The sequence below is a fragment of the Xanthomonas indica genome (genome assembly GCF_040529045.1).
GTDB classification, from domain to species: Bacteria; Pseudomonadota; Gammaproteobacteria; order Xanthomonadales; family Xanthomonadaceae; genus Xanthomonas_A; species Xanthomonas_A indica.
In genome coordinates this window covers 4,250,519-4,264,896 of the sequence record NZ_CP131914.1, presented here as the reverse complement: position 1 = coordinate 4,264,896, position 14,378 = coordinate 4,250,519, and the positions used below count along the sequence as shown (strand labels likewise).

The following is a 14,378-nucleotide window of genomic DNA, read 5'->3' as shown; positions in this document are numbered from 1 at the left end:
TCGCCGCCGAGAGCCGTCGTGATGGCGTTGCCATGGCCTGACGACACCGTCGCGCGGTGTCGTCAGGCCATCCCGGTCACTGCCGGATGATGCAGCTGTCCGCGGATGCGTTGGACGCGCCGCTCGGGGTGCAGGCGACGCTCGGGGCGCGGATGCCGCCATCGACGATGAGGATCGAGTCGGTGGCGGCCGTGACGGTGCCACTGCCACTGGCCTGGGCCGCGGCGGCCAGTTCCTTGGCGGCTTCGTCGGCCTTTTGCTGCTGCGTCGATGCCGTGCTGACGGCATCGCTGGTCGTTGCGACGGCGACCGAGGTGTTGATCGCCTGCACGGTCGTGGTGGTCAGTTGGGCACCGGCACCACCGCCATCGCCGCTGCCGGGAACCACGTTCAACAGGCCGTCGACGTAGGTGATGGCGTAGTTGGACAGCCCCGCGCCGGTGGCACCGGACGCGGTGATCGCGTAGTTGCCGACCGCGGCGCCAGCGCCGGCACCGGCGCTGTCTAGGGCGACGCCGGCGACGGTGTCGCCGTTGAGCAGGCCGGAGACACGGTAGCCGCTCAGGGTGGCGGTGCTGCCGACGGTCTTGCTGGCATCGCTGGCAACGATGCGCAGGGTGGCCGGGTCGACACGCAGGCTGCCATCGACGTAGCTGACGACGTAGTTGGACAGCCCCGCGCCGCTGGCGCCGGACGCGGTGATCGCGTAGGTGCCCACCGCGGCGCCGGTACCGGCACCGGCGCTGCCCAGGGCGACGCCGGAAACAGTGTCGCCGTTGAGCAGGCCGGAGACGCTGTAGCCGCTGAGGTTGGCGGTGCTGCCGTAGGTCTTGTTGGCATCGTTGGCGACGATGCGCAGGGTGGCCGGATCGACGCGCAGGCTGCCATCGACGTAGCTGATGACGTAGTTGGACAGCCCTGCGCCGTTGGCACCGGAGGCGGTGATCGCGTAGGTGCCCACCGCGGCGCCGGTACCGGCACCGGCGCTGCCCAGGGCGACGCCGGAAACAGTGTCGCCGTTGAGCAGACCGAAGACGCTGTAGCCGCTGAGAGTGGCGGTACCGCCATAGGTCTTGTTGGTGTCGGTGGCGACGATGCGCAGGGTGGCCGGGTCGACGCGCAGGTTGCCATCGACGTAGCTGATGACGTAGTTGGACAGCCCTGCGCCGGTGGCACCGGAGGCGGTGATCGCGTAGGTGCCCACCGCGGCACCCGCACCGGCACCGGCGCTGCCCAGGGCGACGCCGGACACCGTGTCGTTGCCGACCAGGCCGGAAACGCTGTAGCCGCCGAGGTTGGCGGTGCCGCCGTAGGTCTTGGAACCCGAGGTCGCCGTCACCGTCAGCGTCGCCGGGGTGATGCTGATGCCGCCGGAGACCACGTAGGCGATGTCGTAGCCCTGCTGCGAGGACGCCAGGCCGCCGAACTGCAGGGTGCCGTTGCCCGTGGTGTAGCGGCCGACCCCATTGCCGGTGGTCGCGTACCGCAGCGACGAGCCGAACAGCAGGCCAGGGTCGAAGGCGCCGCCGATCGTATACGACGCAAGCGTGCCGCTGACGGCATTGCCGTCGTAGGTCTTGTCGAGGCCGGAGACGCCGGTGGTGATCGTCAACGGGGTCAGGAAGCTGCGCAGCAGCGGCGTGCCCATCTGTTCGTACAGGCGCCAGGTCAGGCCGGTGCCGCCACGGTCGTCGATCGCCCAGCCGGCATCGGTGAAGGTGGACAGCGTGTTCAGCGCGCTCCAGGACCTGCCGCCGCTGATCGCATCGATGCTGCCGCCGCTGTTGCCGACCGTGTTCAGGCCCACGTTCCGCGGATTGCCGCCGATGTCGGTGGCGAAGAAACTGGCGACGATGCTGCCATTGGAATTGGAGCCGACCAGGCCGCCGACCGCGCCGGTGCCGGAAACGTTGCCGGTGGCGTAGGAGTTGCGCACGGTGTTGTTGTAGTTGACGCCGACCAGTCCGCCGACATACGCCGTGCCGGTGGCATCGCCGCTGGCGTAGGTGTTGGCGATGGTGCCCTCGTCGTTGTAGCCGGCCAGTCCGGCGACATACATGCCGCCGGAGACGTTGCCGGTGGCGTAGGCGTTGCCGATGCTGCCGCTCTCGTTGTAGCCCACCAGTCCGCCGAGATAGTCGGTCCCGGACACGTTGCCGGTGGCGTAGGACGCGCCCACGCTTCCGGTATTGCTGTAGCCGACCAGTCCGCCGACAAAGCGGCCGCCGGACACGGTGCCGGTGGCATGGACCGACGTGACGCTGCCGTGGTCCATGGTCCCGATTAGCCCGCCGATTTCGGACGAGGTGCCGTTCACCGCGCCGGTCGCGTACGCCGTGTCGATCGCGGCGGAACTGCGTCCGACCAAGCCGCCCACGCTCCGGGTTCCCGACACGTTGCCGCTGGCATACGCGTTCTGGATGGTGCCGGCGCCGGCCATGCCGACCAGGCCGCCGGCGCTGGAGGTGGTCGCGGTGACGTTGCCGGTGGCGTGGATGTTCTGCAGGGTGCTCTGGATGGCATTGCCGATCAGTCCACCGACGTTGTTGCCGGTGGTCGTGCTGGTGCTGCTGACGTTGCCGGTGGCGAAGGCGTCGGTGTAGGTGCCCTGGTAGTCGTTGCCGACCAGGCCGCCGACGCTGCTGCCGCCGGACACCGTGCTCGACGAGGAGGAGGCGCTGATCGTGCCGTTGGCATTGCTGCCGATCAGCCCGCCGACATAGTTGCCGCTGTAGGGGCCGCCGCTGCCGATCACGGTGCCGCTGGTCTGCACGCCGGCGATCGTCCCGGCATCGTTGTAGCCGGTGAGGCCACCGACGAAGTTGCCGGTACCGCTCATGTTGCCGTTGACGCGGATGTCGCTGAGGCTGCCGGCATTGAAGCCCGCGACACCGCCCACGTAGGCGGTGCCCACGACGGTGGCGCCGGTCAGGGCCAGGTTGCCGATCTGGCTGGCGAGGCCGGTATTGCCGAACAGGCCGACGTAGGACGCGCCGCCGCGTGCGATGGTCAGCCCGGCGATGGTGTGGTTTGCGCCGTTGAGGCTGCCGGTGAAGGCATTGTTGCTGTCGCCGACCGGGCTGAAGCCGGCGCTGCTCCACATGCCGCTGGCAGTGCTGCCGGCCGTCTGGCTGGCATCGATGTCGGTGGACAGGCTGTAGTTGGCCGCCAGGTTGTACGCCATCAACTGCAACTGGTGCGCGTTGCCGACGCTGGTGCTGTACTCGCTGGCCAGGAACGGGCGCGTCTGCCCCTCGATCATGATCCAGGCCGGGCTGCCGACGCCATCGCTGGCGACGTAGACGTTGCTGGTACCGGCGAGCAGCGACCAGGTGCCGAGATTGCCGTACGTGGCGTGGTTGTAGCGGTTGCCGCTGCCGAAGCTGGTCAGGTTGGTGACGCTGCCGCTGCCGCTGTTGCTGATGGCATTGGCCTGGCCGGTGCTGCCGACGTCCCAGGACGCATTGCTGACGCTGCCCGTATTGGCGCCGATCAGCCCACCGACATTGTTGGTGCCGCTGACCGCGCCAGTGGCGTAACTGTTGTTGACGCTGCTGGAGGTGACGGCTGCGCTGCCTGGATTGTTGACGCCCACCAGTCCGCCGACCGAGGTCGGCGCGGTGACGCTGCCGGTGGCGTAGGCGTTGGCGATGGTGCTCTGGTAGTTCATGCCGACCAGCCCGCCGACAATGTAGCTGGTGCCGATGACGCTGCCGCTGGCGTAGCTGTTCTTGATCGTACCGCTGTTCTGGTTCGATCCGGCCAGGCCGCCGACATAGCTGGTGCCGCTCACGTTGCTGGTGGAATACGTGTTGCTGAGGCTGCCGCCGTCGTTGTAGCCGACCAGGCCGCCGGTGTCGGAGGAACTGCCGGTCACGCTGCCGGTGCTGTGGGAATTGCGGATCGGGGCGCCGACGTTGTTGCCGACCAGGCCGCCGACCGCGCTCTGCCCGTTGACGCTGCCGTTGAACACGCCGTTGTCGATCAGGCCCAGGTTGTAGCCGGCCAATCCGCCGACGCCGCCCGAGGTGCCGGTCACGGTGCCGTCGACGGTGACGTTCTTGATCGCGCCCTGGCTGTAGCCGACCAGACCGCCGACGTAGTAGCCGCCGGAGATGGAGACATTGCCCAGGTGCAGGTCGCGGATGAGGCTGTTGCTGCTGGTGGTGCCGAACAGGCCGACGTAGCCGCTGGCGCCGGAGATCGTCAGGTTGTTGATGCTGTGGCCCAGGCCGGCCAGCTTGCTCTGGAAGGAGGACACCAGGGCGCTGCTGCGGGTGACGCCGCTCAGGTCGATGTCCTGGGCCAGCGCGTAGGAACCAGGGGTGTTGAAATAGGTGGCCGCGTCGGCCAGCGAGTGGATCAGCCGGTACGCCTGTCCGTTGATGCTCAGGCTGGCATGCGCGCCACCGAGCGAGACGGGGCTGTTGACGTAGTAGTCGCCCGTGCCGCCGACGGTGCCGTTGTCGGTGTAGCCGCCGTAGTTCAGCACCAGGCCGCCCGTGTCGCCGGTCGCGGTGACGGCGGCATTGAGGTGGATGCTGTGGTACGCGTCCAGGGTCAGCGTGGAGTTGCCGCTCCAGCCGATCGCCGCATTGACGTTGATGTCGCCGGCGCCGCTGCTCACGTTGCCCGGGCCGCTGGCGTTGGTGAGGCTGGCGAGCAGGGTGACGTTGGTGCCGCCGTTCAACGCGCCGCTGATGGTGCTGGCGGCCGCGCTGTCCACGGTCAGGTCTTCCGGGTCGACCAGCCAGGTGCCGGCGCTGCCAGGTCCGGCGCCCTTGGCACCGACGTCGATGCCGGAGAAGTCGACGGTGTGGCCGCTGGTTTCGAGCAGGCCGCCGTTGCCGCTGCCGGCGGCGTTAGCGCGTAGCGCGCCATGCACCGCGGTGTGGCCGTCGGACCAGACCACGACCGAGCCGCCGTTGCCCTGGCCGGTCGCGCTGGCATCGAGCATCGCACCGCTGGCGACCGTGGCCGCGCTGGCATGTTGCAGCTGTTCGCCGCCCTGGTAGCCGCCGCCGATGCGGATACTGCCGCCGGCCGTGGTGCCGCGGGCGTCGATGCGGCCATCGACGTTCACCGCGCCATCGGACAGCACCTGCACGCTGCCGCCGTGGGTGCCGGAGACATCGATGCGGCCGCTGCTGGCGACGTCGCCGCCGCTGCCGACCAGGCGCACGCTGCCGCCGGAGGTGTCGATGCCGGTGGCTTCGAGCGCGCCGGTATTGTTGACCAGCAACTGCGACAGCCCGGTGCTGCCGGCCTGCAGCAGGATCTGTCCGCCGTTGGCGCGCAGGCTGCCGCTGTTCTCCACCGCCGCCGCGGCGCCGTCCACCGACTGGCTGGCGGCCGCGACCAGTTGCATGCCGATGGCGCCGGCCGCGTCCATGGTCACCTTGACCTGGTCGGCGGAGAGCAGGCGGATGGCGCCGCCGTCGGCGGTGATGCTGCCGCGGTTGGCGACATGGTTGCCGGCCAGGTTGACCGAGCCGCCGTTGCCGGCGCGGATGCTGCCCTGGTTGATCACGCTTGCGGCGCCATGCTCACCGCGGGCGAGCAGGTAGCCGCTGTCATCGTCGCCGGCCAGGCCCAGCGAACTGGCGACCAGGCCGCCGACGTTCACCTGCGCGTGGTTGCCGAACAGGATGCCGGCGGAGTTGATCAGGAACACGTTGCCGTTGGCGCGCAGGCTGCCGTCGATGACGCTGGCGCCGCGGCTGGCGTCGATCAGGTTGAGCGCCACCGCCGAGCTGGACGGCTGCAGGAACACCACGCTGGCATCCTTGCCGACGTTGAAGCTGTTCCAGTTCAGCACGGCCTTGGCGGCGTTCTGGTCGATCTGCAGCGTGCCGCCGTTCTGCGACACGGTGGCGCCGGTGGCGCTGGACAGCGACGGCACGCCGCTGGCGTAGGCCGGCGCGGCCAGTGCGCAGGCCAGGGCGAAGGGCAGCAGCGGCGCGGCCAGGCGCGCAGCGCTCGCGCCAGCGCTGCCGGCGTGGCCGGCGGCGACTTCGGAGGCGACCTGGAGCACGCCGAGACTGCGGTTGAAGACGAGGCGGTAGATGCGGTTCATGGGGATCCCCAGGTCAGAAGGTCAGGCCGAAGCGGGCCCAGTAGCGCACGTCCTTGCCGTCGCCCGGCTGGGTGGTGCCGGTGGGCTTGGCTGCGGCCAGATCGAACGAGAGCCCGTGCCAGTCGGGCAGCCGGAAGCCGAGGCCGACACCAGCGCCTTCGAAGGTGGTAACGCTGTCGTACACCGCGCGGTTGGCGCCGTTGGGGTAGACCCGGCCGTAGTCGTAGAACACGCTGGCGGTCAGCAACTGGCCCCAGGCGCGACCGCCGAACGGCGAGGCGGCGGTGGCGAAGCCGGGTGCGTCCACCTGGTACTCCAGGCCGGAATCGAAGCCGCGGTCGCCGAGCGCGGCGCCGAGCGGGAAGGCGCGCACGCTGGTCGGTCCGCCCAGCGAGAACTGTTCCAGCGGGGTCAGGGTGTCGTCGCTGTACTGGCCGTTGAAGCGCAGCTGCAGGCGCTGCGTGGCGGTCAGCCCCTGCAGCCGGGTGTAGCTCAGGCGGGCGACCGTGAAGTGGCGGTCGTGGCGGGCGTACAGGTAGTCGGTCTGCGGCGAGTCGTCGTCGAGCGCGCCGCGCACGCTGAGCTGCAGCAGGTCGATGGCGTGGCGCTGGCGGTCGTCGTGGCGCACGCTGGTACCGAGCTCGGCCACGTCGAATTTCTGCTTGGACAACAGCACGCCCAGGCCCTGCAGGCGCGAGCTCTCCTTGACCAGGTGCAGCCAGCTCTGCACGCGCCAGGCGTCGGAATTGACGAATTTCCAGTCCAGGCCCAGTGCCGTTTGCTGGGTCGGACCGTGGATGTCGAGCGTGGCGAACGCGCCGTTGTCGAGGTTGACCACGCTGCGCGTGTAGGACGCGCTGGCGCTCAGGCCGTCCACGCCGGCGATCGGCACCTGGTAAGCGAAGCTGCCCTGCCAGGTATTGGCCGGATCCAGCGCATAGGCGTAGCTGGCCGACAGGTGGTCGCCCAGGCCCAGCGGGTTGTTCCAGTCCACGCCGAGCTGGGCGCGGTAGCGGCCGATGCTCGGGGTGCCGTAGTTGCTGGCCCCGACGCTGACCTGCAGCGGACGCTCCTCGCTGGCCTGGATCACCACGTCGGTCTCGCCGGGATTGGCGCCGGGCTTGAGCACGGAGGTGGCGGAGACGCCCGGCAGGTCGCGGGTGTACAGCAGCGCCGATTGCAGGTCCTGCTGGCGCAGGATCTGGCCCTGCAGGGCCAGGGCGGGGCTGGCGATCAGGCGGTCGTCGTAGCGGCGCGCGCCCTCGACGGTGATCTTGCCGACCCGGCCTTCGATCACGCGGATCTCGACCACCTGGTCCGGTCCCAGGGTCTGCACCGGCAGATACGCGCGGGCGACCAGGAAGCCGGCCTGACGATAGGCCTGGGTCAGCGCGTCGGCGATCTGCTGCAGTTGCGCGAAGCTGAGCTGGGCCGGCAGCGTGCCGCCGCCGAGCGTACGCAGGCGGGCGTCGGCCAGCGCCTGCAGGCGCGCCGGATCGATCCGCTCGCGCGGATGGTCGCCGACGCCGGTGACGCGGACCGCCTGTACCGCGATCGGGGGCGTCGCCTCGGCGGCCGTGCCGGTGGCCGGGGCGGCTTCCTGGGCGAAGGCCGGTACGCAGGTCAGGGTCAAGGCGAGGCCGGCGGCCCACGGAAGCGCGAACAGCGCATTCGCCAGCGTGCTAGGACGCGGACGGCAGGAGATCGTCATGATGTTAAGGCGGCGTTAGGATTGAGGCTCGCGCAATGTAGCCTTCCGACCGCGGATCAATCTGAGCAAATCTGAGCGCGGCATCACTCTTTGCCGCGTCCCCCGACACGGTGTCGGGGAAATACCCACAGCAATGCGGGTGCTGTTACTGCGGACCCTTCAACGCCCGCCATAGGGTGGAAGGCAGGCCTTGCAAGGTCAGAGGTGGGCAATGGCTGCCTGGTTGAGCCCCGCCAGTTGGTCGGACGCTCAGGCCGCGGTGGCGCACTGCACGTCGCGCAGCGCTTGCCGATACGCCTTGGCGGTGGCCTCGTTGTAGGCCACCAGGATGATCCGCTTCGGCACCGCGTGCGCGCGCTGCCAGGCGTCGGTCTCGGTGACCGCGATGCGCGCGGCCTGGTGCAGCGGATAGCCATAGACGCCGCAGCTGATCGCCGGGAATGCCACCGAGTGCAGGCCCATCTGCTCGGCCAGGCGCAGCGTGCGCCAGTAGCAGTTGGCGAGCAGCGCGGGTTCGTTGTGGGCGCCGTCGCGCCACACCGGGCCGACGGTATGCAGCACATGCCGCGCCTTGAGCCGGTGGCCCGCGGTCGCGCGAACCTCGCCCACCGGGCAGCGCACGCCGGGCTTGAGTTCCGGCAGGCGTCGACAGTCTTCCAGCAGGTCCGGGCCGGCGGCACGGTGGATCGCGCCGTCCACGCCGCCGCCGCCGAGCAGGGACTCGTTGGCGGCGTTGACGATCGCGTCCACGTCGAGTTCGGTGATGTCGCCTTGCCAGATTTCGATGTTCATGACGCGATCTTTAGGGGAGCCGAATGATGGACACGTGAGGGCGGGACCGCCGCCGTCGCGCGCTGCCACAGCCGCTTAACCGGCCAGCGGCAAGACTGGCGCGTCCCGATCTCAGCACCTGCGACATGAACCCGAACCCGCCGCCCCCGCAGGTTGCCGATGCCCTCGCGCAGGGCCAGATCATCCAGGCGATCAAGCTGCTGCGGACCTACACCGGCATGGACCTGCGCAGCGCCAAGGAGCAGGTCGACGCCTGGCTGCTGGCCGGCGCGGCACGCTCGGTGACCGAGCTGCTCGACCGCCACGCTTCCGGCCCGGCAGCGGGCTCGAGGCCGGACACTGCGGCCAGGAGGCAGGCGTCGACCGTGCCAGAGGAACGGCGCCTGCCGCCGGCGGCGGAGCTGGCGCTGCGCCGCGGCGAGCGGCGCAAGGCCGCCAAGCTGGTGTTCGCGCACTACCCGGAGATGTCGCTGCGCGAGGCACTGGACCTGGTGCAGCGGCATCTGCGGTCGGCGCCGACCCTGGGCGCCGCCTCGGCGGTGAGCGCCGGCGACCACGGTGGGCGCTGGCGCTGGATCCTGCTGGCGCTGCTGCTGGCCGCGGCGGCGGCCTGGTGGCTGGCGCGCTGAGGCGCGCCGGCGCGGCCGGCGGCTACAGCCAGCGCGCGACCTGCGCGCAGTAGCGGTCGTAGGCGCTGCCGAAGCGCTCGCGCAGGCGCGCTTCCTCGTAGGGGATCACCACCCACTGCAACGCCAGCAGCGGCAACGGCAGCAGCAGCGCCGACCAGGGCCAACCGATCTGTACGCTCAGGCCGAGGTAGCTCAGGATCAGGCTGACGTACATCGGATTGCGGGTATGCCGGTACGGCCCGTGGCAGACCAACTGCGCCGGCATGCGCTCGGGCAGCAGGGTGGTGCGATCGCGCGCGAACAGCACGAAGCACCAGCACGCCAGCAGCAGGCCGGCGAGCGCGACCACGCCGCCGCCCAGTTGCAGCCAGGCCAGCGTGGCGCCCTGCGGCAGCGGCAGGGGGAGCGCGCGCTGCAGGCTCGCGCCGAGCAGCAGCGCCAGCAGGAAATGCGCGGGCGAGGTCGTGCGGACCAGCAGCGGCACGCGCGTCTGTGCGTGCGCAGGCGGTCGATCGGTTCGGTCGTGCATGCGGTCCTTCCGTGGTTCGAGTACGCGCCAAGTTTACGCGGCTGCCCAAGGCGTCGGCGCGGGTCGCACATCGTCGCCGCTCCTCATGGAGGCAACGAGCGCCGCATGCCGGTACACCGCGGCACATCGCCGTGCGTGGCGATGCAGGCAAACCCGATTACCCTACTGCCCATGCGGCACGTCGCCGGCTGTTCCGTTTCGACGCGCCGCCCTTCTCGCTTCGACCGGCGTGCCCGCGCGCGGGTCGCGCCTTGTGTCCCGTTCCGCCACCGACCGTCCCGCCTCATGCCGATCGCCTCCGCCAGCACCGCCACCACGCTCACTTCTCCATCCGCCATCGCGCCGCGCCGCCGCGTCATCCTCGAGGACGACATCGACGGCTTCACCCCCGCGCAGTTGTTGTTGCTGCAATCGCCCGAGGTCGAGGTGCTCGGCATCTCGGTGGTCAGCGGCAACATCTGGCGCGACGAGGCGCTGGCGCACACCCGGCGCTTGCTCGAGATCGCCGGGCGCGGCGAGGTGCCGGTGCTGCCCGGCCCGGTGTTCCCGCTGCTCAACAGCGAGCTGGCCACCGAGCGCTGGGAGGCGCTGTACGGCAAGTTGCTATGGAAGGGCGCCTGGACCCGGCAGTGGGTCGAGCACGACACGGTGCAGAGCGCGCCGCGCTACCACGCCCACGACGTGGTCCCGGATCTGCCGCTGGGTAATCCGAGCGTGGTGCAGGCGGCCAGCGAGCCTGCCGCCTTGTTCATGATCCGCAAGGTGCGCGAGTTCCCGGGCGAGGTCAGCATCGTCGCCACCGGGCCGCTGACCAACCTGGCGCTGGCGCAGCGGCTGGATCCGGCGTTCGCCTCGCTGGCCAAGGAACTGGTCTACATGGGCGGCAGCCTCAATCCGCGGCAGCGCCGCGACAGCGTCTCGGCGGCGCAGTTCGCGCGCGAGTTCGTCAATTCGCCGCGGCGCGAGTTCAACATCCGCTGGGATCCGGAAGCGGCCAGCATCGTGATGCGCGCGCCGTGGCGGCGCATGGTGATGGTGCCGGTGGATCCGTCCACCGCGACCGAACTGACCCCACAACTGCTGGCACGGATGAGCGCCGCCGACACGCCGATCGGCCATGCGCTGCGCCGGCGCGAACCCGGCTTCCCGATGTGGGACGAACTGGCCACCGCGGTGTGGCTGCGTCCGGAACTGGCTACCGTCAGCGAGACCCTGTACGTGGACACCAACACCGAGTTCGGCGCCGGCTACGGCGACATCCTGTCGTGGGCGCCGGGCTACCAGCCGGGCCTGGGCGAGCAGGCGCAGCAGGTGGTGCGCGAGGTGGACGTGGCCGCGATCGAGCAGTTGCTGGTCGAGCGCCTGACCGCGCCGCAGCCGCCGGCGCTGGGCGCGCCGCTGCCGGGGTAGGGCGGGCCATCGGCCTACGGTCGGTGGGGCGCCGCACCGCGTGACGCCGGCGCCGTCCAGGCCAGGCCCAAGGTGACGGACGCGTAGTCGGAGGACACGCCCGCGGTTCGCGGCGGTTGCGCGAACCGCGCCTTGCAGGCGACGCTGGCGATCGACAGCGTGCACCGCTCCCCCTTCAGCGAGGCGACCTCATGCAGATCCCAGAGACGTGGCAGGCCGGTATCCAGCGCAACGCCGAACTGCTGCGCGGCTACGCGCAACTGCTGCAGGACTTCGCCGCGCCACCGCCACCGTCGGCGCCGCAGGAGGGCGGGGTCATCGCCCCGCTGGTCGCGGCCACGCGTGCCGACGGCGGCGCTGCGCAGCGGCACGCGCGGCAGGCGCTGGCGCAGATCGAACGCGACAATCCGCAACTGTGTGCGGTGACGCGACCGCTGCCGGCGCGTGCCGAGGCCGACGCCGCGCGCGTGCAGGCGGCATTGGCCGGCGGCAGCGATGGCGGTGCGCTGGCCGGCGTGCCGTTCGTGGTCAAGGACCTGTTCGATGTCGCCGGCCTGGCGACCACCGCCGGCGCCGCGCTGCGCGCCGATGCCGCGCCGGCCACGCACGATGCGGCGGTGGTGCGGCGCCTGGCCGAGGCCGGCGCGGTGTTGGTCGGCACCGCCAACATGGACGAGTTCGCCTACGGCTTCGCCACGGTCAACGCGCACTACGGCACCACCGCCAATCCGCACGATCCGCAGCGCCTGGCCGGCGGTTCCTCCGGCGGCTCGGCGGCGGCGGTGGCGGCGCGCTGGGTGCCGTTCGCGCTGGGCTCGGACACCAACGGCTCGATCCGCGTGCCGGCGGCGCTGTGCGGCGTCTACGGGCTGCGCCCAAGCCATGGCAGCCTGGCGGTGGATGGCGTGTTTCCGTTCGTCGAGGCCTTCGACGTGGTCGGGCCGTTTGCGACCACGGTCGCCGACCTGCGCGTGGTGTACGAGGCCATGCGCGGGCAGCGGCTGCCGTCGCTGGACGCCGCCGGTTTGCGCGTGGCGCGCCTGGACGGCTGGTTCCGGCGCAATCTCGATCCGGAGCTGGAGGCCGGCCTGGCCGCGCTGCACGACGCGCTGGGCGGCAACGCCTGGCGCGAACTGCCGCAGGCCGAACGCGCCCGCGCGGCGGCGTTCGTGATGACCGCGGCCGAGGGCGGCTATCGCCATCGCGAAGCGCTGGCCGCGCACGGCGACCGCTTCGATCCGGCCACGCGCGATCGCCTGCTCGCCGGGCTGCAACTGCCCGCCGCGGCCATTGCCGACGCGCAGCGCTTCGGTGCGTGGTTCGCCGAGGCGATGCAGCGCCTGTGGGACGGGGTCGACGTGCTGCTGGCGCCGGCCACACCGTGCGCGGCGCCGCGCATCGACCAGGAGACGATCCAACTCGACGGGGCGGCGGTGTCGGCGCGCGCCAACCTCGGCGTGTTCACCCAGCCGCTGGGCCTGGCGCGCTGCCCGGTGCTGGCCGCGCCGCTGTACCGCCCGGGGCAGTTGCCGCTGGGCGTGCAACTGATCGCCGCGCCGGGGCGCGAGGACCGCTTGTTCGCGCTCGCTGCGCACCTGGAAGGCGCCGGCCTGATCGGCGCGACCCCGCCGTCGCTGGAGCCGCGCTGATGCTGCACACCTTGCGTTCGCGGCGCGGCATGGTGGTCGCCCCGCATCATCTCGCCGCGCAGGCCGGGCGCGACGTGCTGCGCGACGGCGGCACCGCGGTGGAGGCGGCGGTGGCGACCGCGGCCTGCCTGGCGGTGGTCTATCCGCACATGACCGGCATCGGCGGCGACGGCTTCTGGTTGATCGCCGAACCCGACGGCTGCGTGCACGCGATCGACGCCTGCGGCCGCGCCGCGCAGGGTGCCACGCTGCAGCACTACGCCGGGCAGGCGGCGATTCCCTGGCGCGGTCCGGGCGCGGCCAATACCGTGGCCGGGACCGTGTCCGGCTGGGCGTTGGCCTTGCGCCAGAGCGAGGCGCGGCTGCCGCTGGCGCGCCTGCTCGACGACGCCATCCAGCATGCCGCGGCCGGCGTGCCGGTCACCCTCGGCGGCAGCGCCATCGCCGCGGCCAAGGGCGCCGAACTGCGTGCCCAGCCCGGCGCCTACGCGGCGATCTTCGAAGCCGCCGGGCGGCCGCTGCGCGAGGGCGAGCTGCTGCGCCAGCCGCAACTGGCCGCCACCCTGCAGCGCCTGGCCGCGGCCGGCCTGGACGATTTCTACCGCGGCGCGCTGGCCGCCGACCTCGCCGCCGACCTGCAGACGCTGGGCAGCCCGCTGCGCGCCGCCGATCTGGCCGCGCACCAGGCCGAGGCCAGCGTGCCGTTGTCGGTGGCGGTCGCCGGCGCGCGCCTGTACAACCACGCGCCGCCGACCCAGGGCCTGGCCTCGCTGCTGATCCTGGCGCTGTTCGACCGCCTGGCCGCGGACCGGGCCGATGGCTACGCGCACCTGCACGGCCTGGTCGAAGCGACCAAGCAGGCGTTCCTGGTCCGCGATGCGCACGTCGGCGACCCGGCCTGGATGACCCTGGACGCGCAGGCGCTGCTCGACGATGCCGGCGCGCTCGACGCGATGGCCGCCCGCATCGATCCGGCGCGCGCGCTGCCGTGGCCGCAGCCGTCGCAGGCCGGCGACACCGTCTGGTTCGGCGCGATCGACGGTGCCGGCCGCGCGGTCAGCTGCATCCAGTCCACCTATTTCGAATTCGGCTCCGGGCTGGTGCTGCCGCGCAGCGGCATCGTCTGGCAGAACCGCGGCTGCAGCTTCCGTCTCGCCGCCGACGGTTGGAACGCGCTGGCGCCCGGGCGCAAACCCTTCCACACGCTCAATCCGGCGTTGGCGCGCTTCGACGACGGCCGGCTGATGGCCTACGGCACCATGGGCGGCGAAGGCCAGCCGCAGACCCAGGCGGCGCTGTTCAGCCGCTATGCCCGGTTCGGCGTGCCGCTGCAGCAGGCGGTCAGCGCGCCACGCTGGCTGCTCGGCCGCACCTGGGGCGAGGACAGCACCACGCTGAAGCTGGAGGACCGCTTCGACCCCGCCGTGGTGGAGGCCTTGCGTGCGGCCGGCCATGCCGTCGAACTGCTGCCGCCGTTCTCCTCGGTGATGGGCCACGCCGGCGCGCTGGTGCGCGAGGCAGACGGCACCTTGAGCGGTGCCAGCGACCCGCGCAGCGATGGGGCGGTGGCGGGGTGGTAGGC

Annotated in this window: 8 protein-coding genes; 4 read left to right on the top strand and 4 right to left on the bottom strand. The window is 71.4% G+C overall.

Annotated features, from left to right (window positions below):
* Positions 1–76 precede the first annotated feature (76 nt).
* From Q7W82_RS18335 to Q7W82_RS18325, 3 genes are all read right to left on the bottom strand, one after another.
* Entirely contained in the window at positions 77–6,076 is a 6,000-nt protein-coding gene (locus Q7W82_RS18335) for an MBG domain-containing protein (protein ID WP_353949501.1), read from the bottom strand.
* A gap of 13 nt (positions 6,077–6,089) precedes the next feature.
* Positions 6,090–7,787, bottom strand: a complete 1,698-nt coding sequence (locus Q7W82_RS18330; RefSeq protein WP_242160967.1) for a ShlB/FhaC/HecB family hemolysin secretion/activation protein — start codon at positions 7,785–7,787, stop codon at positions 6,090–6,092.
* Positions 7,788–8,036: 249 nt separating this feature from the next.
* Complete coding sequence (locus tag Q7W82_RS18325) at positions 8,037–8,579, bottom strand: O-acetyl-ADP-ribose deacetylase (protein ID WP_242160968.1); 543 nt, start codon at positions 8,577–8,579, stop codon at positions 8,037–8,039.
* Between the two features lie 125 nt (positions 8,580–8,704).
* On the opposite strand from Q7W82_RS18325, the gene Q7W82_RS18320 reads away from it, so the two are divergent.
* Positions 8,705–9,208: a hypothetical protein gene (locus tag Q7W82_RS18320; RefSeq protein WP_242160969.1), complete on the top strand. Its 504-nt coding sequence runs from the start codon at positions 8,705–8,707 to the stop codon at positions 9,206–9,208.
* Positions 9,209–9,230: 22 nt separating this feature from the next.
* Here Q7W82_RS18320 and Q7W82_RS18315 read toward each other — a convergent pair whose 3' ends face one another.
* Positions 9,231–9,737 (bottom strand): isoprenylcysteine carboxylmethyltransferase family protein, encoded by a 507-nt coding sequence (locus Q7W82_RS18315; RefSeq protein ID WP_242160970.1) that lies wholly within the window; start codon positions 9,735–9,737, stop codon positions 9,231–9,233.
* 285 nt (positions 9,738–10,022) lie between these two features.
* Between Q7W82_RS18315 and Q7W82_RS18310 the strand changes: the two genes are divergently transcribed.
* The 3 genes from Q7W82_RS18310 to Q7W82_RS18300 all read left to right on the top strand — a co-directional run bounded on the left by Q7W82_RS18310 (position 10,023) and on the right by Q7W82_RS18300 (position 14,376).
* On the top strand, positions 10,023–11,147 hold the full coding sequence (locus Q7W82_RS18310) for a nucleoside hydrolase (protein ID WP_242160971.1): 1,125 nt from the start codon (positions 10,023–10,025) through the stop codon (positions 11,145–11,147).
* A gap of 191 nt (positions 11,148–11,338) precedes the next feature.
* Positions 11,339–12,796 (top strand): AtzE family amidohydrolase, encoded by a 1,458-nt coding sequence (locus tag Q7W82_RS18305; RefSeq protein WP_242160972.1) that lies wholly within the window; start codon positions 11,339–11,341, stop codon positions 12,794–12,796.
* Positions 12,796–14,376, top strand: a complete 1,581-nt coding sequence (locus tag Q7W82_RS18300; RefSeq protein ID WP_242160973.1) for a gamma-glutamyltransferase — start codon at positions 12,796–12,798, stop codon at positions 14,374–14,376. Before Q7W82_RS18305 ends, Q7W82_RS18300 begins: the two co-directional genes overlap by 1 nt.
* Positions 14,377–14,378 lie beyond the last annotated feature (2 nt).

Bases quoted from the DNA above. Each gene is read 5' to 3' on its own strand.
- Q7W82_RS18335 (WP_353949501.1), bottom strand. From the start codon at position 6,076: ATGAACCGCATCTACCGCCTCGTCTTCAACCGCAGTCTCGGCGTGCTC.
- Q7W82_RS18315 (WP_242160970.1), bottom strand. From the start codon at position 9,737: ATGCACGACCGAACCGATCGACCGCCTGCGCACGCACAGACGCGCGTG.
- Q7W82_RS18330 (WP_242160967.1), bottom strand. From the start codon at position 7,787: ATGACGATCTCCTGCCGTCCGCGTCCTAGCACGCTGGCGAATGCGCTG.
- Q7W82_RS18305 (WP_242160972.1), top strand. From the start codon at position 11,339: ATGCAGATCCCAGAGACGTGGCAGGCCGGTATCCAGCGCAACGCCGAA.
- Q7W82_RS18320 (WP_242160969.1), top strand. From the start codon at position 8,705: ATGAACCCGAACCCGCCGCCCCCGCAGGTTGCCGATGCCCTCGCGCAG.
- Q7W82_RS18300 (WP_242160973.1), top strand. From the start codon at position 12,796: ATGCTGCACACCTTGCGTTCGCGGCGCGGCATGGTGGTCGCCCCGCAT.
- Q7W82_RS18325 (WP_242160968.1), bottom strand. From the start codon at position 8,579: ATGAACATCGAAATCTGGCAAGGCGACATCACCGAACTCGACGTGGAC.
- Q7W82_RS18310 (WP_242160971.1), top strand. From the start codon at position 10,023: ATGCCGATCGCCTCCGCCAGCACCGCCACCACGCTCACTTCTCCATCC.